At 67.9% G+C, this 24748-nt stretch carries 23 protein-coding genes and 1 pseudogene; 3 read left to right on the forward strand and 21 right to left on the reverse strand.

Annotated features, from left to right (window positions below; translation table 11 throughout):
* Window positions 1-53: 53 nt before the first annotated feature.
* The 7 genes from KUF83_RS40040 to KUF83_RS40070 all read right to left on the reverse strand — a co-directional run bounded on the left by KUF83_RS40040 (window position 54) and on the right by KUF83_RS40070 (window position 8721).
* Window positions 54-1115 carry a CU044_5270 family protein gene (locus tag KUF83_RS40040; RefSeq protein WP_217460029.1) on the reverse strand — a complete coding sequence of 354 codons (1062 nt, stop codon included), beginning with the start codon at window positions 1113-1115 and terminating at the stop codon, window positions 54-56.
* Entirely contained in the window at window positions 1112-1717 is a 606-nt protein-coding gene (locus KUF83_RS40045) for an RNA polymerase sigma factor (protein WP_217460098.1), read from the reverse strand. The genes KUF83_RS40040 and KUF83_RS40045 overlap by 4 nt, the downstream gene beginning before the upstream one ends.
* 299 nt (window positions 1718-2016) lie before the next feature.
* A complete protein-coding gene (locus tag KUF83_RS40050; RefSeq protein WP_217460030.1) occupies window positions 2017-3294 on the reverse strand; it encodes a prolyl oligopeptidase family serine peptidase in 1278 nt (425 codons plus the stop codon).
* Between the two features lie 522 nt (window positions 3295-3816).
* Window positions 3817-4446, reverse strand: a complete 630-nt coding sequence (locus tag KUF83_RS40055; protein WP_217460031.1) for a hypothetical protein — start codon at window positions 4444-4446, stop codon at window positions 3817-3819.
* 64 nt (window positions 4447-4510) lie between these two features.
* On the reverse strand, window positions 4511-6655 hold the full coding sequence (locus KUF83_RS40060) for a glycoside hydrolase domain-containing protein (protein WP_217460032.1): 2145 nt from the start codon (window positions 6653-6655) through the stop codon (window positions 4511-4513).
* A gap of 530 nt (window positions 6656-7185) precedes the next feature.
* Window positions 7186-7971, reverse strand: a complete 786-nt coding sequence (locus tag KUF83_RS40065) for a sulfite exporter TauE/SafE family protein (RefSeq protein ID WP_217460033.1) — start codon at window positions 7969-7971, stop codon at window positions 7186-7188.
* Between the two features lie 270 nt (window positions 7972-8241).
* A complete protein-coding gene (locus tag KUF83_RS40070; RefSeq protein WP_374106251.1) occupies window positions 8242-8721 on the reverse strand; it encodes an ATP-binding protein in 480 nt (159 codons plus the stop codon).
* 179 nt (window positions 8722-8900) lie between these two features.
* Here KUF83_RS40070 and KUF83_RS40075 point away from each other — a divergent pair, with 179 nt between their 5' ends.
* Complete coding sequence (locus KUF83_RS40075) at window positions 8901-9266, forward strand: STAS domain-containing protein (protein WP_217460034.1); 366 nt, start codon at window positions 8901-8903, stop codon at window positions 9264-9266.
* 60 nt (window positions 9267-9326) lie between these two features.
* On the opposite strand, the gene KUF83_RS40080 is transcribed toward KUF83_RS40075, so the two are convergent.
* The 7 genes from KUF83_RS40080 to KUF83_RS40110 all read right to left on the reverse strand — a co-directional run bounded on the left by KUF83_RS40080 (window position 9327) and on the right by KUF83_RS40110 (window position 16028).
* A complete protein-coding gene (locus KUF83_RS40080; RefSeq protein ID WP_217460035.1) occupies window positions 9327-10313 on the reverse strand; it encodes an aldo/keto reductase in 987 nt (328 codons plus the stop codon).
* A 250-nt stretch (window positions 10314-10563) separates the two neighbouring features.
* Window positions 10564-11523, reverse strand: a complete 960-nt coding sequence (locus KUF83_RS40085) for an amidohydrolase family protein (protein ID WP_217460036.1) — start codon at window positions 11521-11523, stop codon at window positions 10564-10566.
* Between the two features lie 71 nt (window positions 11524-11594).
* On the reverse strand, window positions 11595-13181 hold the full coding sequence (locus KUF83_RS40090) for a Na+/H+ antiporter (RefSeq protein ID WP_217460037.1): 1587 nt from the start codon (window positions 13179-13181) through the stop codon (window positions 11595-11597).
* 64 nt (window positions 13182-13245) lie between these two features.
* Window positions 13246-14046, reverse strand: coding sequence for a DUF2255 family protein (locus KUF83_RS42920; protein WP_217460038.1), 801 nt, complete (start codon window positions 14044-14046; stop codon window positions 13246-13248).
* Between the two features lie 119 nt (window positions 14047-14165).
* The gene (locus KUF83_RS40100; RefSeq protein WP_217460039.1) at window positions 14166-15182 is read right to left on the reverse strand and encodes a zinc-dependent alcohol dehydrogenase family protein; all 1017 of its coding nucleotides are present in this window, start codon (window positions 15180-15182) and stop codon (window positions 14166-14168) included.
* A 36-nt stretch (window positions 15183-15218) separates the two neighbouring features.
* A complete protein-coding gene (locus KUF83_RS40105) occupies window positions 15219-15626 on the reverse strand; it encodes a cupin domain-containing protein (protein WP_217460040.1) in 408 nt (135 codons plus the stop codon).
* Between the two features lie 69 nt (window positions 15627-15695).
* Window positions 15696-16028 carry a carboxymuconolactone decarboxylase family protein gene (locus KUF83_RS40110; RefSeq protein ID WP_217460041.1) on the reverse strand — a complete coding sequence of 111 codons (333 nt, stop codon included), beginning with the start codon at window positions 16026-16028 and terminating at the stop codon, window positions 15696-15698.
* Window positions 16029-16602: 574 nt separating this feature from the next.
* Here KUF83_RS40110 and KUF83_RS40115 point away from each other — a divergent pair.
* Both KUF83_RS40115 and KUF83_RS40120 read left to right on the forward strand, forming a co-directional pair.
* A complete protein-coding gene (locus tag KUF83_RS40115; protein WP_217460042.1) occupies window positions 16603-17472 on the forward strand; it encodes a helix-turn-helix domain-containing protein in 870 nt (289 codons plus the stop codon).
* 110 nt (window positions 17473-17582) lie between these two features.
* The gene (locus KUF83_RS40120) at window positions 17583-18452 is read left to right on the forward strand and encodes a helix-turn-helix transcriptional regulator (RefSeq protein WP_217460043.1); all 870 of its coding nucleotides are present in this window, start codon (window positions 17583-17585) and stop codon (window positions 18450-18452) included.
* 431 nt (window positions 18453-18883) lie between these two features.
* Here the strand turns inward: KUF83_RS40120 and KUF83_RS40125 are convergent, their stop codons facing one another.
* From KUF83_RS40125 to KUF83_RS40150, 7 genes and pseudogenes are all read right to left on the reverse strand, one after another.
* Window positions 18884-19753 carry a helix-turn-helix domain-containing protein gene (locus KUF83_RS40125; RefSeq protein WP_217460044.1) on the reverse strand — a complete coding sequence of 290 codons (870 nt, stop codon included), beginning with the start codon at window positions 19751-19753 and terminating at the stop codon, window positions 18884-18886.
* Window positions 19754-19927: 174 nt separating this feature from the next.
* Complete coding sequence (locus KUF83_RS40130) at window positions 19928-20626, reverse strand: type 1 glutamine amidotransferase domain-containing protein (protein ID WP_217460045.1); 699 nt, start codon at window positions 20624-20626, stop codon at window positions 19928-19930.
* Between the two features lie 30 nt (window positions 20627-20656).
* A complete protein-coding gene (locus KUF83_RS40135) occupies window positions 20657-21049 on the reverse strand; it encodes a nuclear transport factor 2 family protein (RefSeq protein ID WP_217460046.1) in 393 nt (130 codons plus the stop codon).
* A 53-nt stretch (window positions 21050-21102) separates the two neighbouring features.
* Window positions 21103-21702 carry a flavodoxin family protein gene (locus tag KUF83_RS40140; protein ID WP_217460047.1) on the reverse strand — a complete coding sequence of 200 codons (600 nt, stop codon included), beginning with the start codon at window positions 21700-21702 and terminating at the stop codon, window positions 21103-21105.
* A 203-nt stretch (window positions 21703-21905) separates the two neighbouring features.
* Window positions 21906-22817, reverse strand: coding sequence for an alpha/beta hydrolase (locus KUF83_RS40145; RefSeq protein ID WP_254645077.1), 912 nt, complete (start codon window positions 22815-22817; stop codon window positions 21906-21908).
* A 440-nt stretch (window positions 22818-23257) separates the two neighbouring features.
* Window positions 23258-23488 carry an ANTAR domain-containing protein gene (locus KUF83_RS42485; protein WP_254645098.1) on the reverse strand — a complete coding sequence of 77 codons (231 nt, stop codon included), beginning with the start codon at window positions 23486-23488 and terminating at the stop codon, window positions 23258-23260.
* A 90-nt stretch (window positions 23489-23578) separates the two neighbouring features.
* A pseudogene (locus KUF83_RS40150) lies at window positions 23579-24748 on the reverse strand (PP2C family protein-serine/threonine phosphatase); the annotation flags it as partial.

Here is a 24748-nt window from a genome sequence, read left to right on the forward strand (position 1 = left end):
GTCGGGCACCCTGGGCGGTGCTGCGGCCCGCGGCACAGCACCGCTCAAGGCGGTCAGCTTTGGCGCTTCCCCTCTGTCCGTTCCGCGTCGGTGGGCTGTCGGCCGGCTTCGTCGACGACGGCGTGTTCCAGCTCGGCCGTGCTGGACAGCAGGGTCCCGGCTTTTCCGTATGAGACGTCCTTGGTCAGGTAGCTGCGGGAGCCCAGGAAGGCGAAGTCCTTCTCGTCGAAGACCCACTCGGTCCGGATGCCGTAGCGCGTGTCGTCGCGGGCGATACCGAGGCCCTTGCGACCGATCGCGTCGCGGGCCTCAGGAGCCGGGGTGACACCCGGGATCTTCGCCGCGGCCCGGTAGAGGGCCGCGGCCGTACGGGGCGGCATCACTCCGCCGAGCAAGGATCCGATCTGCTCGAACACCGCCTGGTCGCGTTCCCGTCCATCGGCCTGCGGAGTCTTGGCGTACAGATAGGTCAGCAGCTTGTCGGGCGCGCTGGGCAGCGAGCTGAGCCAGCGGTAGGTGGGCCGGTTGATACCTGCTGGTGTGCCCTCGGTGTCCCCGAGTTCGGCGTTGATGGGGAACGTCTCACCGCCCTCCCGGATCAGGCCGAGCTTCCGCAGGGGCGCCGGATCCTCGGCGGCCCACACCTCACGGTCCATCAGCGGGCCGAGGACCGCCTTTCCGCTGGTCAGGTCGGCTCCACGGGTCTTCTCCCTGGTGTAGACGAACTGGTCGTCGCGCACCGTGAGGCCGGTGCGCGTCTCCGTGGCGTCGGAGATCCGGTCCAGGAGCGCGGCGGCGGGCTGCATGTCCGTGGCCGCGCGGTGCGCTTCGGTGCGGGTGGGCGCCGGGTCACCGCCGGTCAGCGCAATTCCCGCGGTCACCGCGCAGGCCAGCGCCAGAGCGGTCGCCGGCGCCAGGACCGCGGGCCGCAGCAGTCGGCGGGCCGGCCGGGTGCGGGCGGCCTGGTCGTGGTCGATGTGGTGCATCAGAAGGTCCCTGTGACGAAGGTGCTGCTCGCGCGGAAGGTCCCAGTCAGCCGGGGCCGGGAGCCGGCGCGCGATCTCCTCGCGGTCGCCGTGCCGCTCCGAGGAAGCGCCGGTGGTGTCGTCGTTCATGTGAGCTCCTCCCGTACGGGCAGGGCCGCGATCGCGGCCTCACTTGTCATCTCTCCGCGGGCGGTCGGTGGTTCCCGGTCTTCTTCCGCGAGGTGGGCGAGTTTCTTGCGGGCACGCGAAAGGCGGGACCGTACTGTTCCGACGGCGATGCCCAGCGCCTCGGCCGTCTGCTGGTAGTCCAGGCCGGACCACACGCACAGGGCCAATACCTCCCGCTCCTGGCGCCGCAGCCGTCCCAGCGCGGTCTGCACGGCACGCAAGTACCGTGCGTCGTCGATGCGCCCGATCGCCCGAGGTGCGAAGTCCTCCTCCACACGTGGCTGCGGTTGACGCGCCAGGAACAACTGCCGTCTGCGTACTCCCCGGCGGGCGTTGTCCGCCTTGTGGGTGGCGATGCCCAGCAGCCAGGGCAGCAGGGAGCCTCCGTCCTCCTGCACCCGCTCGCGGGTCCGCCACGCGGTCAGGAACGTTTCGGACATGATCTCTTCGGCTGTCGACCAGTCGCCCGTCAGTCGCAGCCCGTGGTTGTAGACGGCGCGGGCGAACCGTTCGTACAGCAGGGCGAACGCCTCTCGGTCCCCCTCGCGCACACGGCGACGCACATCGTCTTCTGAGTCCTTCACGACCACTTCTCTCCGCGACACGGGAGGAGTTCCTGTGGCCTGTGTCACGCACTGGTGCGGGCGGTCTGGGCACAGAAGTTTGTACGCAGTGGTGCACGACAAAGTCGTACACCACTGGGGGGTGTTCAGCGGTACTTCCCCCCCCCCTCAATACGGGGGAAGTACCAGGCTACGTGCTCAGGCGGCGGTGGAGGCGTCTGTCGAACGAGCGGTGCAGCTGGGAGTAGTTGGGGTACTGACGGGCCGCTTGGAGGCGGCCATCGAAGATGGGATGCCGGTCAGTACCGGTGCTGGGCGGCCATCCACTGCCAGATGCGCGTTCCGTTGGTACTGGGGTCATTGCGGGCGACGTAGATCCACGACCAGTGGCCGGCGAACTGGTGGCCGTTCCAGGTGACGTGGTCGTACAGCGTCATCAGTGAGCCTGGAATGAGGTCGTGCGCGTGGGCGGTGTTGGCCTGTGAATCCACGGTGGTGTCGTCACGGGAGGCGACGAGCCAACTCGGGGTGCTGATCCTCTCCAACTCGGCGTCAGGGATCAGCGGGTCACCACCAGGCGGGAAAGACGTGACAACGCCACATATCGGCACGGAAGCAGCGAACAGGGTGGGATAGGCCGTGGTCATCTTCATGGTCATGTAGCCGCCGTTGCTGCAGCCGACGACGTAGATCCGGTCGTGGTCGATACGGTTCCTGCGGGCGACATCGCCGATGATCTCGTGAATGCGTGGCGCAAAGCCGGGGCCGTCCTGCATCCAGGCGGAGGTGCTCTGCGGCGCGAGGACGTAGGCCCCCTTGAAGATGCGTTGCGCCTGGGGGGTGGCGAAGCCCAGTGCGCCCCGGTTGGCTCGTAGCGTGGTCTCGTTGTCGTAGTAGTTGTCGGGGAGTGAGGCGCCCTCACCTCCGCCGTGCAGCCAGACGATCAGCGGGTGCCTGCCTCGCCGGGAGGAGCGGGAGCCGGTGGGCGAGTACAGCCGGTACTTCATTCCCGACCCGGAGACGTGGGAGCTGAACGCGTCGACCTCGGGGTCCGACAGCCTGCGGCCCTGAACGAAGTTCTCGATGGTGATCGATCGGTGATCACGTAAGGCGATCGGGGCGTGCTGCGTGATGGTGTAGGCGAGGTCGAGCATGACGTTGCGGCCCCTGCCCGCGACGTACCCGAGGGTGTTGCCGCCGGTCTGGCCTTCGGCGTGGCTCAGGTCGAGGACGATATTGCCGCGATGGTCGAGCCGGACGGCGGTCACCGTCCGGTCGAGGTCGTACTCACCGAAGATGACGTCGCCGACGGCGAGGGGGATCGGGCTGGTGGCCTTGGCGTGCACGGTGAAGGTGCCGGTGGTCAGACTGGCCGGGTCGATCGGGCCGAGCCGCGCGGTGTTGAGGGTGATCGAGGTGACCTGTTCGCCACCGTCGAGCACCTGGGCGTTCAAGGTGAATCTCGCGCTGGTGGTCGCATGGTCGTCGGCATACGCGGCGACGCCGGGCAGGGACAGGCCGGCGGCGGCGCCCGTGCCGGCGGCCAGAATGGTGCGACGGTTGATCGATGTTGCCATGCGGACTCCTCGGGTGGTGGAGAGGCTTCATCGCGGCCTGCGTACCGAATCCGGGGCGAGCGCTGCCAGGTGACAGCGGCCCGCTACGTACAGGATCAGGACCGTCAGTGTCATGAGCAAGACACAGGCGAACACCGTCGGCACCTTCCCGGCTCGTAGCGGACACGTTCTGCTCCGCTGTTCTCCAAGCGGTGAAGGCGACCTTTTTGGCAGATAGTTCACGTATTTACGCTGATGGCAAGGGTCTTGGACGGCACGTCGGAACGCGGGCACAGAGGCCCGCCTCGATCAGTTGGTCCGTCAAGAGTGTGAATCGCCGGGGCGTGCTCGCCTTCGCCGGCCCGGAGGTCATCGGCTTCACCACCACGTCGACGCCCCTCCTTCCCGTCCCCACCGACCGCTGCCGCTCGCAACCGACCCGACATCACTTCTTCTCCGGCGGGTCGCTGAGAAGTGCAGGTGCCTGAACATCGCTGGTCGGCAGTCGGCGCGGACCGGGGCGCCGACTGCCGAGACCCCGGATCAGTCGGTCTGCGCGCGCTGGAGGCGGCGGGCCTTGACGCGGCGGGCCGGTGCTGCGGGGTCGGCCACCGTGCCGGCGGTCTGCGCCCGGTACAGAGTGGGTTTGCTGGTGTCCAGCCTGGCGGCGACCCGGGCCAGGGTCTTGTCACCGGGGCGGGCAGCAATGTGGAAGTGGGAGGCCTTCACGGGGGTCAGGTCGCCGCCCCAGACGACGGTTCCCTCGCAGTCGGCGAGGATGTCCCGCACGATCTGCTCGTGATGCGGCCACAAACCTTCGCTGCCGGCCAGTGGATAGGCCCTGGGGTGGAGGGCGATGGCGGTGCCGGAGAGGTGGTTGGACTCGAAGTCGGCACCGACGGTACGGCGGGTGGTGTGGGCGGTCATGCCACCACCTTCTCCCGAGTCGACGGCGCCGATCTCGTAGTGCCAGCGGCGTGCGACATGCAGCAGTACCGCAGCGGTGTCGCCCTGGTGCAGGGAGACCGACCTGGAGGTCCCCTCGACGCGGTGGACCGCGATGGCGTCGGGATCGATCCGCCAGCCGTTGGCGGAGAGTTCACGGTCCCACTGGCCCGTGGGCATGGCGGCGGCGTCGGCTGACGCGGGGGCGGCCAGGGCACTGGATGCCACCGCAAGAACGCCTGTGCCGGCAGCGGCACTCAGGAGACTGCGTCTGGAAATCATGGGTGGGTCCTCACTCGCCTTGGCCTACAACGGACACACCTGGGTCGCTTCCCTCGCGCCAGATGTTGTGGTCCAGTCCCCAGCCCGCCTGGAACTCGTACTCGAGGATCTGGTTGAACGACCAGTTCTCCGGCAGCGGGAAGCCCAGGTTCCCTGAGAAACCCCAGGACATGCCGGAGACGAACGACCAGCGGGCGCCAACACCCTTCGATACACGGGTGCAGACGTTGCGGGAGCCGTAGACACCGAAGGTGTACCGGCCTCCCAGTTCGGCGAGACCGACCTTGACGCCTGTGAAGTAGGGCGCGATGTGGCTGACGATCTCCTCGTCCGTCGCGTCGTAGTCGACTCCGAAGTAGATGCAGGTCCCGGCACCGATGCCGTGCTCGGCGGCTTTCTGGTGTGCCTTCTTCCCCTGGTCGTAGCCCTTGTCGTAGGTGAAGTTGGCGAGTTGGGTGCCGTTGTACTGGAAGATGGGGAAGAACCTCAGTCCGGCGTCCAGTATCCGCTGCGGCTCCCCGGGCTTGAGAGCCTTCCCTCGGTAGTCCTCGTCGCCCGGGCTGAGATGCTCGTCCAGATAGCGGCCGACGATGTGATAGCCATTGGCCTTCAGCAACCGTCCACGCTGCAGAGTGATCTCGGTGATGCAGTCGCAACCAGTGGCATCCCGCGTGGTGTCACCGGAGGACACAAGGAGCTGAGCCCAGGTGGTGTAGTCGTTGTGGCCCGTGACGGGGATCTGGGAGAACGCCTGGAAGGCTTGCAGCCATCCCAGGTGGGTGCCGGTCTGGGCGTCGATGCTGATGTCCGCCGCGAGGTAGTTCACCTGTCCCTCCGCCCTGTACGTGGGCGAGTTGACGTAGCAGGCGGCGCGGAACAGGTACCGCAGATCTCCCGTGAGGGTGGTCGATCCCTTGCCCTTGAGCGCGGCCTGTGTGCCGGGGCCGAAGTATCCGTTAATGGCACTCGCAGCTATGCCGATCTCGTACTGGATGCCCATCATGAGGCCCTGTTGGACATCGCGGGAATAGATGCCGTCGCAGGGCACGAGCCCCATCGCGGGAATCCCGATACCCGCGACATAGCGGGAGTTCAGCCGCTGCTGGATGGTGCGGACATTCTTGTCACCGCCGGGTACGAGGCGGAACTGGTCCATGCGCAGCAGCGCTTTCAGGACGTGCGGCCACATCTTGGTGACCACCGCGCCACTCGCGTATGTCACGCCCAGGTCGTCGTAGACCTGCTCGATGCAGTCCTCGGAGTCGGACGTCCACTGGTCCGGGTGGATGGAGGCCCAGTAGCCCTTGCACCACAGGACGCCGTTGTAGAGGCGGATCAGGTTCTCGTTCTTTTCATCAGCGGGCATCTTCCCGCGGTTCTTCACTGCTTCGAACGTGCCCGGGCCAAAGTTCTGGACCAGGGGAGAGATGCCGAGTTCATGTTGGAGAGCCTGGGTGAGGGTCAGTACCGTGGACCAGCCGGTACGTCCGTTCTCGGGGCACGCGACGAATCCGGGCTTGTCACCGTAGGTCTTGTTCACCCATTTCTGGGTCCGATACACGTGGATGTCACCGCCGACCCCCGTCCACGGCGCGGAGGGATCGATCGTGGATCCAGGGCGCGCGTACATGCCGAGGTCCCCGGGGCAGTCGGTGTTGAACTGGTATGAGTGGGGGAAAATCATACCGCCGGTCTTCTGCGGGGCCTCGGTGCGCAGATGATCGATGAGGTCCCTGATGGTACGCAACGTGGTTTCGTTCACCACGTCGTTGGAGCGAATGAGCGCCACGATCGAATAGAACCCGGTGTTGCGGCCCACACCCTCGATGGCCGGCGCGGCATCGCCCGCGTTGGCTTCACCGCGTTCGTATCCGCGCCCCTGGTAGATGACGCCATGTGGACAGACGGCAAAGTTGTAGGCGATGTCGCCGAAGTATTTTGGCCAGTGGTCCTCGTAGACCTTCGCGATCGCCTCCTGGCAATCCTCCTCCTTCTCCAGGTCGCTGGTGCTCCCACCTCCGAGATAGTGGATGAACACCCCCTTCTCCGGTTTCCAGGCCCGCGGTGACCATTCGGGAGGTGCGGAGGCGTGTGCCCGTCTGTCCTCCGTCACGTACTTGCCCCAGGTGTCGCGCTCGTGGATCGTGACGTTCATGGTTCCTCGTTTCACGGACGGCCTGGCAAACGCAGGCGCCCGGCATGGAAAAGTCGGTATATGTAGTGCGGTACTTGCGCGAAGCCGCTGGCATGTCCCCTGCTCCGGAGCACATGCCAGCGATCGTGTCGTCCGTCTGGCAACTTGATATCGGCCCGCCTGCCAGATGTGGCCGGTGCGACGGCCCTGCCAGCCATCGGGGCCGATGCCAGTACCGGTCAACTCGGTATGCCGTCGAATCAGTCGGGGGTGCTGTCGTTGTTATGGCCCGCCATCCGCAACGAAGTTCGGTCGCCTCAGGGTGCAGGAGCCCCAACGCCCCCGCACCCACTTTCGGGCTCACCCGAAAGCCCCGCCTCTTGGGGAGATCACCGATCTGGATGCACGGCGGTCGGGCGTGCCTGCGGCTGAATCCGGATCAGGTAAAACTCGCCACGCCGCTGTCATGTCTACGCCGCGGCCGGGGCCCGAACCGTCGCCTCGGCATCCCGCCCTGCGGTTTCGACGGAGGACTTCGCATGTCGCGGAGGTCAGTTGAGCGCGTCGATTGCGTAGAGGGCGCCGAGCATGGTGGCGAGTGTGCCCAGCAGCAGACGGAGGAGCGTCTCGGGCAGCCGGGGCTGGAGGCGGGCTCCGAGGTAGCCGCCGATGAGGCCGCCGAGACCACAGGCCAGACCGAGCGACCAGTCGGGGGCAATGCTCCCGCTTTGGGCCAAGGACAGCAGTGCGTAGGTCGCGGCTCCGATGACGGAAGTGGCGAAGGTGGAGGCGAGCGCCGCGGGGGCGACCTTGGCGACAGGGACTCCGCGGCCGACAAGGACAGGGCCGAGGATCGAGCCACCTCCGATGCCGTAGATTCCGCCTACGACCCCGACGGCGAGCGCGAGGCCGGTGACAGTCCGGGGCCTGGGCTCAGAACGCGGGCTTTCCGAGTGTCTGGGGCGGAGTGTCCGGGTGATCAGCCAGATGCCGAGCGGCAGCATCAGAGCGGCGACCAGGAGCCGGAAGACCTGAGGGCCCGGCAGGGCGAAGACGCGGATGAGCACGCCGAGAATCACTCCGGGCAGGGTGCCCATCACCAGTCGGCGGACGAGCGGCCCTCGCAGCGCCCCGTCGCGCCGGTAGCGCAGCAGGGCACCTGGTCCTGCGACGACGTTGTAGAGAAGGTTCGTGGGTGTGACGGACGGGCTGGGGACGGCGAACACGCTCAGTTGCACCGGCAGCAGGAACACGGCTCCGGATACCCCGACCGGCGCGGTCACCACGGCGATCAGCAGCCCGACCACGCCGCCGGCCGCTACCAGTCCCCACTCCATCCAATTCCCCTTGTGCGCGCGTGGCAGCCGATGTGGGCCTCCACTCGTGCCCAGGTGAGAGCGTAGAGCGCCTAGTCGGCGTGACGGCGATGGGATTGCTGTTCGTCCCCACACTGCGCTGCCCCACCGCCGCACCGATCTCCGTCAGGGCGGGGCCTTCCCTGCGCTCTTCGAACGGCTGGCGGATACAGCGCAGGATCTGCTTCTTCCGCACGGTCTGATGCGCAGCCGTGCGGCTCTCCACCGCGCACCCGTATCCGGGCGCGACCGCTACTGAGGGCTGCGTCCGCCGATGCCCCCGTCGGGATCGTCCTGCAGCGCGAGGCGGGCGGTGATGCGTTTGCCGACCGTCTCCCGCTGGACTGCGAAAGCCTGGGCGACGGCCATGACGATCTCCAGACCGTGCTGTCCGACTCGGCCCACGTCAGCAGCGCGGGCCACCGGCAGGACCGGGTCACTGTCCCAGACGACCACTTCCACTGCCGCGCCCACAATGCGCAGCTCCATCAGCACCGGTCCGGGAGCGTACTTGCGGGCGTTGGTGACCAGCTCGCTGACCACCAACTGCGTCAGGTCCATCGCGCGCGCCGACACCGGCAGGCCGTGCTCAGCCTGGACACGGGCGAGGAAGCCCGCCGCGCGGTGGCGCGCCTCAGCGATGACGGACCCGTCACCGTCCAGGGCCACCGCGTCTTCAATCGGATGGGCGCCACGCACCCCGCCGCCCTCGTCCTCGGGAGCTGCATCCACCGGGTCCACCTTGATTCTTCCCCCGTTCACACGCTGCGCTTACCCCACACCCTCTCTCACATGTGCGTGGACTCCCGCTAAAATAGCGAACGGTTGTTCGCCTTACGGTCGGGGCAGGCTAGCAGCGCATACATCTGGGATCCCCCAGTGCCCCGCCAGTGAGCACAGTCGAGGAAACGGTGACAGAGACCCACGAAGCAGCCCAGTCCGGCCAGCTGTCGATCGACCACACCAGCATCGACGGCATCCGGGTGGTCACCCTGCGCGGCGAGATCGACCACACCGTAAAGGACATACTCACCGAAGCCCTGCTGCCCCCGTCCGCCGCGACACCGCTGCGGACGGTGGCAGACCTCAGCGGCGTGACCTTCATGGACTCCAGCGGCATCAACGTCCTGGTCCTCGCTCACCGGGCCACGAGCAGCGCTGAGGGTTGGCTGCGCATCGCCAACGCGTCGGAGGCTGTCCTGCGGGTCCTTCAGGTCGTCGGCCTGGACACGGTCATCCCCTGCCACCCCAGCGTCGAGGAGGCCCTGACCGCCTGATAAGGACCGTGAGCAAGGTTCACCGGATCCGGCCCCGCCCGCGGATCGTTCACTCGTCTGCTATTTGTCCAGCAGCGACATGTGGTGCTCGTTGTAGCGGTCCCCCTGTACCCCGACGCGACCGGCTAGTTCGTTGAGGCCGGCCAATTCGTCGGCGGAAAGCGGGAGTTGGGTGGCGCCGATGTTTTCCTCGATGCGGGCGGTGCGCCGGGTTCCGGGGATCGGCACGATCGACGGATGCTGCGCGAGGAGCCAGGCGAGCGCGACCTGCCCCGGCGTGGCGTCCTTGGCCCGCGCGAGCCCTGCGACGTGCTCGACGAGTGCCTGGTTCGCCGCCCGGTTCTCGGCCGTGAACCGCGGAATGTTCGTGCGGACGTCGTCGGCGGCGAACGACGTCGACGCGTCCACCGTGCCGGTCAGGAACCCTTTGCCGAGCGGGCTGAAGGGCACGAACCCGATGCCGAGTTCTCCGCACGTCGGCAGGACCTCCGGCTCGGGATCCCGGGTCCAGAGCGAATACTCGCTCTGGACCGCAGTCACCGGGTGGACCGCGTGGGCAAGACGGATGGTCTGCGCGCCGGCCTCCGAAAGCCCGAAATGGCGCACCTTGCCTTCCTCTACGAGCTCGCCCACCGTGCCGGCGACGTCTTCGATCGGCACGTCCGGATCGACGCGGTGCTGGTAGAACAGGTCGAGTGTCTCGACCCTGAGACGTTTGAGGGAGGCCGCGGCGACGGCCCGGATCTGCTCGGGCCGGCTGTCGAGTCCAGCCGGGGCGCCGTTCTCGATGCGGAATCCGAACTTGGTGGCGATCACCGTCTGGTCCCGCACCGGAGCGAGGGCTTCTCCAAGAAGTTCCTCGTTGACGTAGGGGCCGTACACCTCCGCGGTGTCGAAGAACGTGACTCCGCGGTCGACGGCGTCACGGAGTACGGCGATCATGTCGGTGCGATCGCCTGGGTTGGGGCCGTAGCTCTGGGACATTCCCATGACGCCGAGACCGATGGCGGAAACACGCAGGTCGCGTCCGAGCGTTCGAGTGTGCATCTGTCTTTCCTCCTCGTAACTGTCAATGCCGGTGAGTGGGCTCCAGACCGCAGGAAGGCGGCCGCCGCAGAATCCGTAGTCGGCTGCTCAGCCGGGTAGCGGCAGGACCAGCCCATTGTGTCTGCGGGATGCTCTCCAGCTGCCTGGACACGGAGTCACGCCGCCTCGGCCCCGGGGCGGGGCGTCGAGGGGACTCGACCGCGGCGGCAATTCCGGCGCCGTACCCGCTCGGTCCATGACGCGCAGTGGTTCACCGCGCGCTCTCCGGAAACAGGCGCTTGGCGTTCGCTGTCGTCAGCGAACGCCACGTAGTGCCCTTCGCCGGTGACTCGGCCGAGTCGATCGCCGCGAGGTGCGCGTCGGCCAGCGGCGCAGGCGTCCAGCAGTAGTCGCTGCCGAAGAGCAAGCGGTCAGGGTCGACGAGCTTCAGCAGGGCGGGGACCTGGCGTGGGAAGGCCGTGCCCGCCATGTCGTAGTACAGGCCGCGGAGTTGCTCCACCGCATCCTGGGTGGGCGACTTCTCCGCGGGCACGAACAGTCTCATGAACTCGTTGATGCGGTCGGCCAGGACAGGAAGCGCGCCACCGCAGTGCGGAACGATCACCTGCATGTTCGGATGACGTGTCAGGACGCCCGCCATGACCAGGTCTGTGACGGTGCGGGCCGTGTCGAAGATGTACTCGATCATCGGCCGTGGCCTTCCGAGTGCCGACTGTTCCCAGCACACCGGCGAGGTGGGGTGCAGGAAGACCACGGCCCGCCGGCGGTCGAGTTCCGCGAAGACGGGGTCAAGGCGCCGATCCCCCAGGTACACGCCCTGCGTGTGAGTCAGCAACGCGACACCGTCGGCGCCGAGTTCGTCGAAGGCGAAGGCGATCTCCTCCAACGCGCCCTCCACGTCCGGGAGGGGAAGCGACACGAAGTTGCCGAAGCGGCCCGGGTGGTCGCGGGTCAGTTCGGCGGTGTACTCGTTGACGCGCCGGGCCAGGCGGCACGCAGCCTTGTCGTCGCCGAAGTGCACTCCGGGCGAGGACATGGACAGCATCGCGGTCTCGATGCCGTTGCGGTCCATCAGGTCCAGGTGTGCCCGCACGGACCAGGAGGGCCAACTGCCCATGCCGTCGGGGTGGGTGTGGCCCGCCTCTGTCGCCTGTTGGACGTAGAAGTCGGGCAGGAGGTGGGCGTGTACGTCGATGAGGCCGGAGGACATGACCAGAAGTCCTTCTCGTAGGGCTTGGCCCGAGGCGGGGCGGCGCGAGGGCGGGTGTCGGGCTGCTCGGCTCACTCCACCTGTTCGCGTCCCGCCAGCCGCACCTCTTCGTTGTCCAGGGCTGCCTGGAGGCGGCGCAGCACGGTGTCGTCGATGTTGCGTTCGTCGCGCAGGCGGACGACCGTGGCGCGTTTGTGGGCGATGAGAGCGAGGCGCAGGTCGGTGTAGTGGCGGTTGTGGAGCAGGGCCGGATCTCCGTCGGAGCCCGCGCCTCTGGCCCGTACGGTGGCCAGGTGGGCCTCGTACTCCTGGCGCAGCCACTCCATGACCTTCGGGGTGGTGCCCAGTTCACCGGCGAGTTGCGGAAGCGCCCGGAGGGCTTCTTCGGTTGCCGTGGTGTCGGCCAGGACCTCTTCCTCGTCGGCGGAGGTGTCGTGCGGCAGCCGGGCCCAACGCACCACGCGCGGCAGCAGTAGTCCCTGCACCACGAGGGTCACCACGATGACGCCGGAGGTGACGAAGACGATGAAGTCACGGTCGGGGAAGGGACCGCCGGAGTCGAGGGTCTCAGGCACCGAGAGCGCCACCGCGAGTGACACCGCGCCCCGGAACCCCGCGAACCCGCTGACCACGCGTGCCCGGTGACTCATTCGCCGTAGCCGTTGCTCGGGACGGCGGTCGATGGCGCGGATCAGGTAGGCGGAGGCGAAGAGGAACGCGAAGCGGACCGCGACCAGGACGATACTGACCACGCCGATCGCGATCAGGGCGTCCTGGAGGTCGGACCGGTTCAAGTGGCGTAGCGCGTACTGGAGTTCCACTCCGACCAGGACGAACAGGGTGCCGTTGATGATGAAGGTGAGCAGGGGCCAGAAGGCCAGGGCCTGGCGGCGGTGCTCGGCACGGATGAGGCTCGGAGCCACCTGGGCCATGATCAGCCCGCTCACGACGACCGCGAGGACGCCGGAGGCGTGGATCATCTCGGCGAGCAGATAGGCGGTGAACGGCGCCAGGATCATGACGAGGTTCCCCAACAGGGGATCTTCCAGGCGGCGCCGCAGGTTCATGTTGACCCAGGCGACCGCCACACCGACCGCGGCCCCTCCGCCGTACGCCAGGAGGAACAGTGCGCCGACGTGCGGAAGAGTGAGGTGTTCCTCGCCGACGGTGATACCGACCGCCAGACCGAAGATGACCAGGGCGGTGCCGTCGTTGACGAGGCTTTCCGCGCGCAGCACGGTGACCTGACGGCGCGGCAGTGCGCGGGCCAGGACGCCCACCGCGGTCGCGTCGGTGGGAGCCACGGCGGCGCCCAGCGCCCATGCCGGTCCCCACGGCAGCCCGAGCGCGTGCCCGGCGACCGCGACGGCCCCTGCGGTGAGGATCACGAGGACCGTGCTGAGCAGGGCGATTCCGCGCAGGTTCGTACGGATCTCCCGCATGGACGTGGTGAGGCTCTCCCAGTACAGCAACACCGGCAGGAAGAGCAGCAGCACCACTTCCGGGGGAAGCTGTGTCTGGCGCACGGCGGGGACCAGCCCGACGAGGGCACCCACGACCAGCAGCACGACGGGCGGTGCTACACCCAGGCGCTGCGCGACGAACTGGCCGACCAACACGGCCACACCCAGGAGTACAACGAGTTCGAGACCGATCACGGGGCTTGCTCCTGAGTCGGGCGAACGACTGGCGGGAGGCCAGTGGCCGCCGGGCACGTCGTACTCATCTGGGCACCAGCTTCAGCGTCGTGGCGCGTGCGGCGACCATGGGATTGACGTACGCGCCGCCGAAGCGGCCGTACTTGGTGCGGTACGCGCTGTCGATGCGGTCGTTGAGGCCGGAGTCAGGCGCCTCGACGAAGGTGACGTCCTTGTCGACGCCGCCGGAGCGGATGCTCCCCGCGTGGCTCGTGCTGGCCGTGCGCCACCAGCCGCCGTCCGTCCCCCGGAAGGAGCGGACGTACAGGTCGTCACCGTCACGGACGACCCAGATCGGCACCGGCCGGTGCGGGGTGCCGTCACGCCGGAGCGGTGAGACCTCCAACTCGTCCGCTCCCCCGATGCGGTCGAGCTCGTCGCTCGTCCACGCAGGCGTCAGCGCGGCGGGAGTGGTGGTGAGCGGTTCACCGAGGTGGGTGCGGGTGATGCCGAGCGAGTCCTCGAAGACGCGGCAGTCGGCGATCAGGCCCTCGGCGACGGCGAAGCGCAGGATCATCTCGCTTTCGAGCACCTGCCCCGAGGGGTGGAACCGGGAGGTGTACCGGCCCGGCACCAGGACCCGTCCGTCGGCCTCCACCATGGTGCCCAGCTCGAAGGCGAGCGGCTCGACCGCGGCGAAGAACGCGGTGAGGGACTGCCGGATCTCCTCCGGACCGGTGCGGGCCCCGGCCCAGGGGGTCAGCGCCGGGTCACCCGGGATCGTCCACGTCACGTCGGGAGCGAAGTGGACGAGGATCCGCTCCAGGTCGCGTGTGCCGAAGGCCTCGAAGTACGCCTCGACGGTGGCGATCGCCTCGCTGGTCATGACTGCCGGTCCGTTCTGCTCGGTGGCTGCGGCGGTCGAACGGCCGCTGCTCCTCCTGGTGGTGCCGGCGGCGGTGGGCGCTGCCGACAGCGCCCACCACCGCCGGGGCTCTTTTCGGATCAGGGACGCAGCAGCGTCTTGACGGCGCGGCGATCGGCCATGGCCTTGTAGCCTTCGGCGGCCTCGTCCAGGGGCAGGGTGAGGTCGAAGACCCTGCCCGGGTTGATACGGCCGCTGAGGACGCGGTCGATCAGGTCGGGAAGGTAGGCCCGCACAGGGGCGGGGCCACCGCGCAGACCTACGTGGGAGAAGAAGAGCTGCTGGCCGTCGATCTGCGTGCCGTGGGGGAATCCGACGAAGCCGACGTTGCCACCCGGGCGGGCGGACTGCAGGCCCTGGTGCATCGACTCCTGCGTGCCGACACACTCGAGGACCGAGTCGGCACCGATACCGTTGGTCAGTTCCTTGACGCGGGCCACGCCTTCCTCGCCCCGTTCGGTGACGATGTCGGTGGCTCCGAACTCCAGGGCCAGCTTCTGCCGGGACTCGTGGCGGCTCATGGCGATGATGCGTTCGGCGCCCAGTTCCTTGGCGGCGATGACGCCGGACAGGCCCACCGCGCCGTCACCGACAACCACGGCCGTCGAACCGGGCTTGACCTCGGCGGCCTTGGCCGCGTACCAGCCCGTGCCCATGACGTCGGACAGGGTCAGCAGGCTCGGGATCAGCTCCTCGTCCGGCTCCTCCGGGGTGGTGACCAGGGTGCCGTCGGCGAGGGGGATGCGGACGTACTCGGCCTGGGCGCCGTTCACCCACTGCGCGTGCCGGCAGGAGGTCTGGTAGCCGGCCTGGCAGATCGGGCAGGTGTTGTCGGAGGCGACGAAGGAGCCGATGACGAACTGGCCCGGCCTGACGCTCGACACGTCGCTGCCGACCTCCTCGACGATGCCGACGTACTCGTGGCCGATCGGCTGCGGCTCGGTGACCGGCAGAACACCCCGGTAGCTCCACAGGTCGGAGCCGCACACGCAGGCGGCGACGGTGCGGATGATCGCGTCCGTCGGTGCGGTGATCTTCGGTTCCGGGGCGTTCTCCACCCTGATGTCCCCGGGCGCGTGAATGATGGTTGCTCGCATGATGCCTTCTCAGCTCTTGTCGGGTCCGTCGTGGCCTCAGGGGTGCGTACGGGTGCTGACGCGCGGGCCGTTGTACTCGTCGTCGGAGACGTGTTCGAGCCACGTGGCGTCGTCCGTCTCCCACAGGGCGAGGTGGCTCATGAACTGGCCGGGCGCGGCGCCGTGCCAGTGCTCCTCACCGGGGGGTGTGTGGATGACGTCGCCGGGGTGTGCCTCGATGATGTCGCCGCCGCGGGACTGCACGAGCGCGACGCCCTCGACGATGTAGAGGGTCTGACCCAGGGCGTGGGAGTGCCACGCGGTGCGGGCGCCGGGTGTGAACCGGACCATGTTCGCCCGCATCCGGGAGGGCTCCTCGCCGCGGTGGATCACGTCGGCGTAGGCGTCGCCGGTGAACCATTCGGCAGGAAGCTTCACGGTGGGAGGCTGCGTCAGCAGTTCCATGGTGCGTCGTCCCTCTGGTGTGGCGGTATGTGGGGAGAGCCCGCGACGTGGGGTGCGGGCGGAAAGGCGTCAGCCCGACTGGTCGGACTTCTCCACGATGTCCTTGAGCTGGGTCATCGCGGTCATGGCGTTGGGCCATCCGGTGTAGAAGGCCAGATGGGTGATGGCCTCGACCAGCTCGTCCTTGGTCACGCCGTTCTCCAGCGCCTTGCCGAGGTGGAAGCCGAGCTGGTCGGCCCGGTACAGGGCGGCGAGAGCGGTGACGGTGACCAGGCTGCGGTCGCGCGGGGACAGACCCGGCCGCTCCCAGATGTCGCCGAACAGGACGGTGTCGGTCACCTCCGCGAGCTTGGGGGCGAACTCCTGGATGGCCGGCGGCGCGAACTTCTTCCGTTCGGACATGGGGTGGTGCTCCTTGCGTGTGTGGGGGATTTCAGGCTGCCCGGTCTTCGGCCGGGCTGGGTCAGTGCTGACCGTGGAGCGGGGTGAGCTCGGCGAGGGCGTACCTGTGCCCCTGCCGGAAAATGGTCCGGCGTCGTCTCGTCGACTTCCTCGGGCTCGCTGTGTTCGTGGAGGGTCGGCTCGCCGAAGTCCTCGCCGTACGGAGGAGACCGGCGCGGGCGGCGAAGCCGTCGGGAGTATGCAGGTGGCCGCTCGGCGTCAGGCCATCGCTGACGAAGGTGACATCCGTCCGCACTGTCTTCGCTCGCCTCCTCCACCTGCCGCAGGGAAATCCGGAATATCGGCGACGTACGGAAGGAAATTCCAGTCAGCGGGCTGGCCGTCCCTCCTGATCGGGCAAATTCTCCCCGCAGGTCGATAGACCGACAGGCCGATTTCGGTCGCCGAACTCGCCATCGACCCTGCCACCCTCACGGGGACCCGCAAAGGGGAGAATTCCATCCGGAGGATCACTTATCCAGGGGAGAAATCCTTACCCCCCTCGTGGAGACCGCGCGGTGCGAGACTGACGGTCATGACCAGCGACGCGCATGTGAACGAGCTGGGATCATTCCTCAAGGCGCGGAGAGCCGAGTTGAGCCCGCGCACCGTCGGCCTGCCCGACACCGGTGGGCGGCGGGTGCCCGGCCTGCGCAGGGAGGAGGTCGCCCTGCTCGCCGCCATCAGCACCGACTACTACACGCGGCTGGAACAGGGCCGCATCCAGCCGTCCGCGTCAGTGCTGGCGGCCCTGGCCCATGTCCTGCATCTGTCCGATCACCAGCGTGACCACCTGTTCGAGCTGGCCGGCCGGCAGAGGGCACGACACCGCCGCCCGGCCGCACAGACGGCGCACCCGCAGTTGCGCCGCCTGCTCGACGATCTCACCACGAGTCCCGGCGTGGTGATCGGCCGTCGTATGGACATCCTGGCGTGGAATGCGCTCGCCGCCGCCCTGCTCACCGACTTCGCGAAGGTGCCGGAAGACAAGCGGAACTGCGCCCGCATCCTCTTCACCGACCCGTCCATGCGGGCGCTGTACGCGGACTGGCGTGCGGTCGCCCGTGGCTGCGTGTCCCATCTGCGCGTGACGGCCGCCAGATACCCGGACGATCCGCGGCTTACCAGTCTGGTCGGCGAACTCTCCATGCGGGACAGCGACTTCGGGCAATGGTGGGGAAGCCGTCGTGCCCCGTCACGCGGTGCGGCCATGAAGAGGTTCCACCACCCCCTCGTCGGTGCACTCGTCCTCGACTGGGACACCTTCACCTGTGGCAGCGATCCCGAGCAGGAACTCGTCGTCTGGACGGCGGAGCCCGGCACACCGTCGTACGACGGGCTCCGCGCCCTCGCCTCACGGGCCGCCGGTCGGCTCAGCGGGCCCGCAGTCGACCAGGTCGACTGACATAACGGTGTGATCCGGCCCGCCGACTCGGGAAAGCCCGGGTGATTGCCAGACACTGGGAGAAAACTCTCCCCCTCATTTTCCAGGCGAACGCTGCGACACTGGCTGCTATGTACAGCAAAGAAAATTTGTCTGAACTAGGAGAGTTTCTCAGGGAGTGCCGAGCCCAACTCAGCCCGCGAACCGTGGGCCTGCCCGAGTCCGAGGCATCCCGGCGCGTGCCGGGGCTGCGCCGGGAGGAGGTCGCCCAACTCGTGGGAATCAGCACCCACTCCTACGCGCGGTTGGAGCAGGGGCGCGCCTCCGCGCCGAGGTCGGTGCTCGCCGCGCTCGTCCGTGTCCTGCACCTCGACGACGACCAGCGGGACCACCTGTTCGAGCTGGCCGCGAGCGACGAGTACGAACCGCGCCGCCGCCCGGCACAGAAGGTCCACCCGCGGCTCAGGCGCATTTTGGACGAGCTGACAACGACCCCCGCGCTGGTCCTGGGCCGACACCTGGACATCCTCGCCTGGAACCCTCTCGCAGCCGCCCTACTCACCGACTTCGACCTGGTCCCCGAGAAGAAGCGCAACTACGCCCGGCTGCTCTTCACCGACCCCGCCTTCCGGGAGCTCTACCTCGACTGGAGGACGAACGCCCGGACCTGCGTCGCCCACCTGCGCCTGGAGGCCGCCAGGCGCCCTGGCGACCCCGGTATGGCCACACTCGTCGGCGAGCTCTCGGTGATCGACGACGACTTCCGGCAGTGGTGGGCAGGCCGGCAGATGACCGGTCTGCGGATGGGCACCAAGAGGCTGCGGCATCCGCTCGTCGGCGATCTCACCCTGGACTGGGACAGCCTGACCTGCACGGCCGACCCCGCGCAGAAGCTGGTGATCTCGACCGCCGATCCCGGGACCCCGTCCCATGACGGGCTGCTCTTCCTGGCGTCGTGGACCGCAGACCGGCACTCGCCGACCCGGGACGCGGCAGCTTGACGAAACCAGGGGCAATCGACTTGCGCCGTCGTGCCTCCAGGCCAGCGTCGACGGGGCCGGGCCGGCGCGTGTGCCGCCGTCCCGGCCCCGCCCTTGCACACGGCGCGACGCGGAATTCACAAATATGTGCCGGGGCGGCCGACGACAGCTACGCGGCAGGAAATGCACATCGACGCATGAGGGGGAGGGAGGATACGCGGACGGGCCGCGTGGAGTTGCCGCGGGAGGCGATGGCGAACGTCCACCCTGTCGGGCCTCGGGCGGAAGGAAGCGAGTCACCTACGTGACTCCGTTCAGAACGTCAGGACCAGTCAGCCTCGCACGCCGCACCACCTGCCACCAGCCCCTACCGAGCAGACCTCCGAGATCGAGACAGACCTAACGGAGTTCTACTAGGGACTTCTCCCCCGCGGACGGACGTCGGACAGGGCTCAGGTGGCGGTGTCGGACGCCGTCGGCTTCTGGTCCGCGGCCCAGGAGGCCAGGAGGCGCAGCCCGTCGTGGGACGGGGTGCCGGGTTCGGCGTTCCACACGATGATGTGCTGGTCGGGGTCCGTGCCACAGGTGAGCGTGTTCCAGTCCAACGTCAGCTCGCCCACCACCGGGTGTCGCAGCTTCTTGACGCCCTTGCCCCGCATCGCGACGTCGTGCGCCGTCCACCACTCCCGGAACTGCGCGTCACGGGCGGAGAGTTCCTCGACCAGAGCGGCGAGGCGCGGCTCGCCGGGGTAGCGCGCGCTCTCCATGCGCAACTGGGCGATGGCCAGCCGAGTGACCTCCTCCCAGTCGACGTACAGCTCGCGCATCCAGGGTTCGGTGAACAGCAGCCGGAGGAACACGCGTTCCGGCTCCGGGTAGCGCCCGAAATCGGTCCACAGGGCGGCGGCAAGCTGGTTCCAGCCAAGGATGTCGGTGCGTCGGCCGATGACGAAGGCCGGCGAGGCGGTGAGATCGTCCAGCATGCGCTGCAACTGCGTATCCACCTGCTGGCGATCGCCTGACGTGGGCGGACGCAGCCTCTCTTTCGCCGCGAGATCGAAGAGGTACGTGCGCTGGTCATCGTTCAGGCGAAGTGCCTGGGCGATCTCGTCGAGGAGGGGAGCCGAGGCCTGGAGCCGGCCCTGTTCGATCCGCGTGTAGTACTCGGTGCTGATCGCGGCGAGAAGCGCCACTTCCTCACGGCGCAAACCGCTCACTCGTCGCCGTTGCCCTCCACGCAGACCGACCTCGGAAGGGCTGAGTTCACCACGGCGGGCCTTGAGGAACTCACCCAGCTCGTTCAGATGAGGGTTGCGGTTCATGATTTGCAGCCTCGCACAAAAGCCCGGCGCTGTAAGGGGGAGAGATCGTGGCCATGCTGGGCTTTACCCATATATGAACAGGGTCTCGGCTCCGACCTGCGAGGCGGCGGGCGTACGAGGGCTCGGCGGCCCGAAGCTGCCTACCGGGCCGCCGAGGATGAGCGAGGAGCGGCGTCAGCTCAAGGCCTTGAGCACTTCCTGGGCCAGCGGGACCGCCGAGCCCGGGTTCTGGCCGGTGTACAGGGTGCGGTCGGACTCGACGTGCGCGGTGAACGGGTCGGCCTCGCGGTAGTCCGCCCCGAGTTCGTTGACGAGACGGTCCTGCAACAGCCACTTCGCGCGGTCCGCAAGACCGTTCTGCTTCTCCTCGGCGTTCGAGAGACCGGTCATCCGGTAGCCGGAGAACGGGGACGTCCCGTCAGGACCGATAGTGGCCAGCAGCGCCGCGGGGCCATGGCACACCAAAGACACCACCTTGCCGGAGGCGAGCCACTCGGTGAGCAGCCTGCCGGATGCGGCGTTGTCGGGCAGGTCCTCCATCGGACCCCAGCCGCCGGGGTAGAACACGGCCACGTAGTCGTCGATGTCGACGTCCTCGATGCGCATCGGGTGCGCCAGTTCGGTCGCCTCGCGCAGGGCGGTCCGCATGCGCTGCGCGCCTTCCTCGCCGCCGTTGAAATCCGCGGTGAGGCTGAGCGCGTCCGCCGTGGGCGGCACGCCACCGGGTGTCGCCGCCGCGATCTCGTAGCCGGCCTCCTTGAAGACCTGGTAGGGGCCGATTGCTTCCTCGGCCCAGAAGCCGGCCGGCTGCCGGGTTCCGTCGGCCAGCGTCCAGTGGTCGGACGCGGTGATCACGAAGAGGATCTTCGCCATGGGGTGTCTCCTGGTACTGGGTGGTGGTTCTCAGCCCTTGAGGGCTTCCTGGAGGATGTGACTGTCGGCGGCCTGCCGCATGCTGACGGCCTTGCCGTCGCGGACGGTCCACAGGTGGATGAACCGGACGTCGGCCGTCGCGCCGGACTTCGTCTCGGCGTGGTAGTGGCCGGACACGAAGACATGGCCGTCGTCATCCGCGTAGAACTCCTGGGGCACCGCGCCGAAGGACACGATGTTCGGCATCGGTGTGCCGAAGAAGTCCTTCGCCACGCTGTCCCAGCCGTGGTAGACGCCACTGTTCGGGAAGCCCGGGGTGATGTCCCAGACGAGGTCCGGGGCCATGACCTCCTTGGTGACCTCCGGCGCCATTCGGGATTCGTAGACGCGGCGGATGAGGGCGAGGTGCGGAGAGTCGGACATGGTTGCTCCTTGAGCGGGATGGTGGATCGGAGTGCGGAAAGTAGGCCCTGTGATCAGGCCGCGAAGGCGGCTCGCCCGGCGCGGAATATCGCGGCCTGCCGTGCGACGCGCGCACCCAGGTACTCCGCGGTGGCGAGGTCCGACCGGTGGACCGCTTCGGGGCCGGCGTCGGTGGGGCTCTGGGCGCCGGCGCCCATGAAGAAGCCCAGGCGGTTGATGTCGTCCTCGCTGCCCTTGGTGGAGTCCCAGCCCGGCATCAGCCCCAGGCTGATCCAGTGCATGCCGTGCTGGGCGGCCAAGGTGGCGAAATAGCCGAGGGTCGACGACTTGTCGCCGCTCTTGGCGCCGGAGTTGGTGAAGCCCGCGGCCAGCTTGTCCACCCAGGCGTGGGTGAACCAGCGCCTGCTGCTGGCCTCGGCGAACGCGTGGAAGGCCGCAGATGCAGTACCCATGTACGTGGCGGCGCCAAAGATGATCGCGTCAGCGGCGTCCAGCTGCGCCCACTGTTCGTCGTTGATGGTGTCGACCGGGATCAGGACCACCTCGGCGTCGGTTCCCGCCGCGCCACGCGCCACGGCTTCGGCGACGACGGCCGTGTGGCCGAAGCCCGAATGAAAGGCAATGACGACCGTGGTGCGGCTGGAATGGCTCATGGTGATCGGGCTCCTCGAGACTCTTGTTCGGTATGCGCCCGAGCATTGCACCGGAACAGCGCGCTGTGAGGGGGAGGAACTTTTCCCCTGTCTACCGTTCTCCGGGTATGCGATCCCGGCCCGACGGCCTGACCAGGAATACCGGCCCGATCCGCATACGCCAACGATTGGTGCGCGTATTCCGTCCGGCACGGTGCGGGCCACTAGAGAACAGCGAAGAACTCCACCATCTTGGGGATCGCCTGGTCCACGTACTCGGGCACGTCGTACAAGGCGATATGAGTTGCGCCTTCGACGACGAACAGCTCCTTCGGCCCCCGGGAAAGTTCGTAGGCCCGGTCGCTGAATACCTTGGTGTCCGCCTTGCTCCCGGCGATGAGGAGCATCGGCTGGGTCAGCAGTTCCGGGATCTGGTCGAACGCCGAGAAGGCGAACATCTTGTCCATGCTGGTCAGCAGGAAACGGCCCTTCGAGTTGGGATGCTGACCTCGAGGCGTCCTGTAGTAGTCGTACCCCTCACGCAGGAGGTCCGGCGTGTTCTCGTCGATCTCGTCCAGTGTTTCAGGGACGAACGGGGCGTAGAGCGGCTCCGCTCCTCGTGCTTCTGCCGTGCGCTGGTTGGCGACCATCTCCAGCGTTCCGATCTGCTCGGCCACCGGAGACAGATGCCCCAGGAAGCCCCGGGACCCTTCTCCCATGGGAGCTGCGCTGACCGTAGCCACTGCCTTGAAGCGACGTTCGGTTTGAGCCACGCTGATCGCGTAGCCGCCGCCGGCGCAGATACCGAAGACCCCCAATCGCTCGGAGTCGACGAACGGAAGGGTGGTGAGGAAGTCGGCTGCACAACGGGCGTCTTCCACCCGCGTCGTCGGGTCTTCCAGCAGGCGGGGCTCGCCGCCGCTCGCTCCCTGACAGGAGGAGTCGTAGACGACGGTGACGAATCCGTGCGCAGCAAGCCTCTCGGCGTAGTGGCCGATGGTCTGTTCCTTTACGCCGCCCGCCGGATGAATTCCGACGAGGGCTGGATACTTCTTGTCTTCGCTGAAGTCTTTCGGCAGATGAAGATGTCCCGCAAGTTCCACTGCCTTGTTCCTGAACGAGACAGTTTCCACCATGGCGCCTACCCCTTTATCGACCTCGACCCGCCGCTGGACGGTCCTCGCTCATCTTTCGCCGTGGTCGAGATTGTGTCCAGTCGTCAAGGGGGGAAGAAACCGTCCCCTGGATGCGACTCTCCGGGGCGACAATTACCTTCTCGAGTCAGCGATTTACGTCGCCTGTATGCATTGGGCTTGCACCTGGAATATTCGCTGCACTCGACCAGGCCGACGATGCGACAGGCCGCTGATCCGAAAGACCCGCAGGACGACGTCCGCACGGCGCTGGAACACACCATCGAGCGCTGCGAACCCCGCGCACAGGCATGAGGATCGGGTCCGCCGAGTGGGCGAGTCGTTGACGACGTAGCGCGCGTCGGCCTCCCTGTGCGGGGGCGCGCCGTAGGGGCCCGAACCCTGTCCGGTCTCGGGCCCCGTCCTCGACTACCCGACCTCCCCTAACCGGGCGAATCGGATGCGTCTCCCGGTAGGTGCCGCTGCACCGCCGCTTCCAACTCCCGGCGCACCGGCTCCGGCAGCGGCTGACCCAGCGCCCAGGCCATCAGGGATTCCGCGACCGAGTCCAGCTCGATGCCGGTGCGCTGGGAGACCTCGCGGAGCACGTCAAGCCCGGCTGCCGGCGAAATGCGGTGAACCGCGATGAGGGCGCCGATGGCCCGGTCGACCATCACGTAGGAGTCGACCGCATCCGAGACCCCCTCGCCGGCTCCTTCCTGCCGAGTCCCGCTGAGCAGGCTGGAGTTGTGCGGACTTTCGTGCTGAGGCCCGTGCCAGTCAATGCACAGGACAGTGGCATCATCTCTGGGCTGTCGGCCCTTGTAGGCGTCGGCCACCGCGGCGACCAGTGTGCGGACCACCTCGCGCGGGTGCTCGGCAGCCGTCGCGCGGACGAGGCCCGGCAGGTCGACCACGTCGGCTTCGCGTTCCTGCATACCGTCGGTGTGGAGGACGAGACGGTCGCCGGGGCGCAGATCGAGATCCTGCACCTGATACGGGCCCTTGTGCGCGGTGACCCCGAAGGGCAGATTGATGGCCAGGTGGAGTTCCTCGACCTGGCCGTCGCGCAGGCGAAGGGGCCAGGGGTGGCCGGCGTTGACGAGCTGGGCGCCGCTGCCGTCCAGGGCGATGCGCACCAGCTGACCGGTGGCGAAGGTGCGCCGGCCGTGGTCGAGGAGCGCCTGGTGGGTCTGGCGGGCCTGTTCGGCCAGGTCGCTTCCGGCGCGGCGGGCACCCCGGGAGGCGTTGACCAGGAGGGTCGCCATCAGCGAGGCGTCCACGTCGTGGCCCATGGCATCGGTGACCGAAAGGTGCAGTGTGTCCTGGTCGAGCGAGTAGTCGTAGGTGTCGCCGGCGATATCGGAAGCGGGCACCAGCGCGCCCGCGAGATCGAACTCGGGAGCCTCGCAAGAAGAGGCCGAGGGCAGGAGCTGGCGCTGGATCTCCGCCGCCAGGCTCACCGAGGTGGTGCGGTTGCCCCAGTGGTAAAGATCGGTGAACCGGCGGTCGGTGACGATGATGTACGCCAGCGCGTGCGCGGCCTCCTCGATCTGCTCCAGCACATCCTCGGTGACCTGGGTGAGGAACAGCTCCAGAACCCCGATGGCGTCGCCGCGGTTGGTGACCGGGGCCAGGACCCGCCAGCCCTGTTCTCCGTCCGGGGACTGTACGAGCGTTTGGGTGCGAAGGACCTCGTCGTAAACGCTGCTGCCCGCGAGGGGAACCTGATCGGGATGGCGCTCCTGCTCCGGGGCGGCCTGATCACTGACCCGCAGCAGGCGCCGGCCCACGACGTCCACGAACAGGAACGACACGTACCGCGCCCCGAACCGGTCACGCAGATCACGCGCCACCACGTCCAGCGAACGCACCGGTGCGGCATCCTCCGCCGCCGCCAGCACATCCGCCAGCCCGAACCGATCACGCAGCAC

The organism is Streptomyces sp. BV286 (assembly GCF_019090165.1).
Lineage (GTDB): Bacteria > Actinomycetota > Actinomycetes > Streptomycetales > Streptomycetaceae > Streptomyces.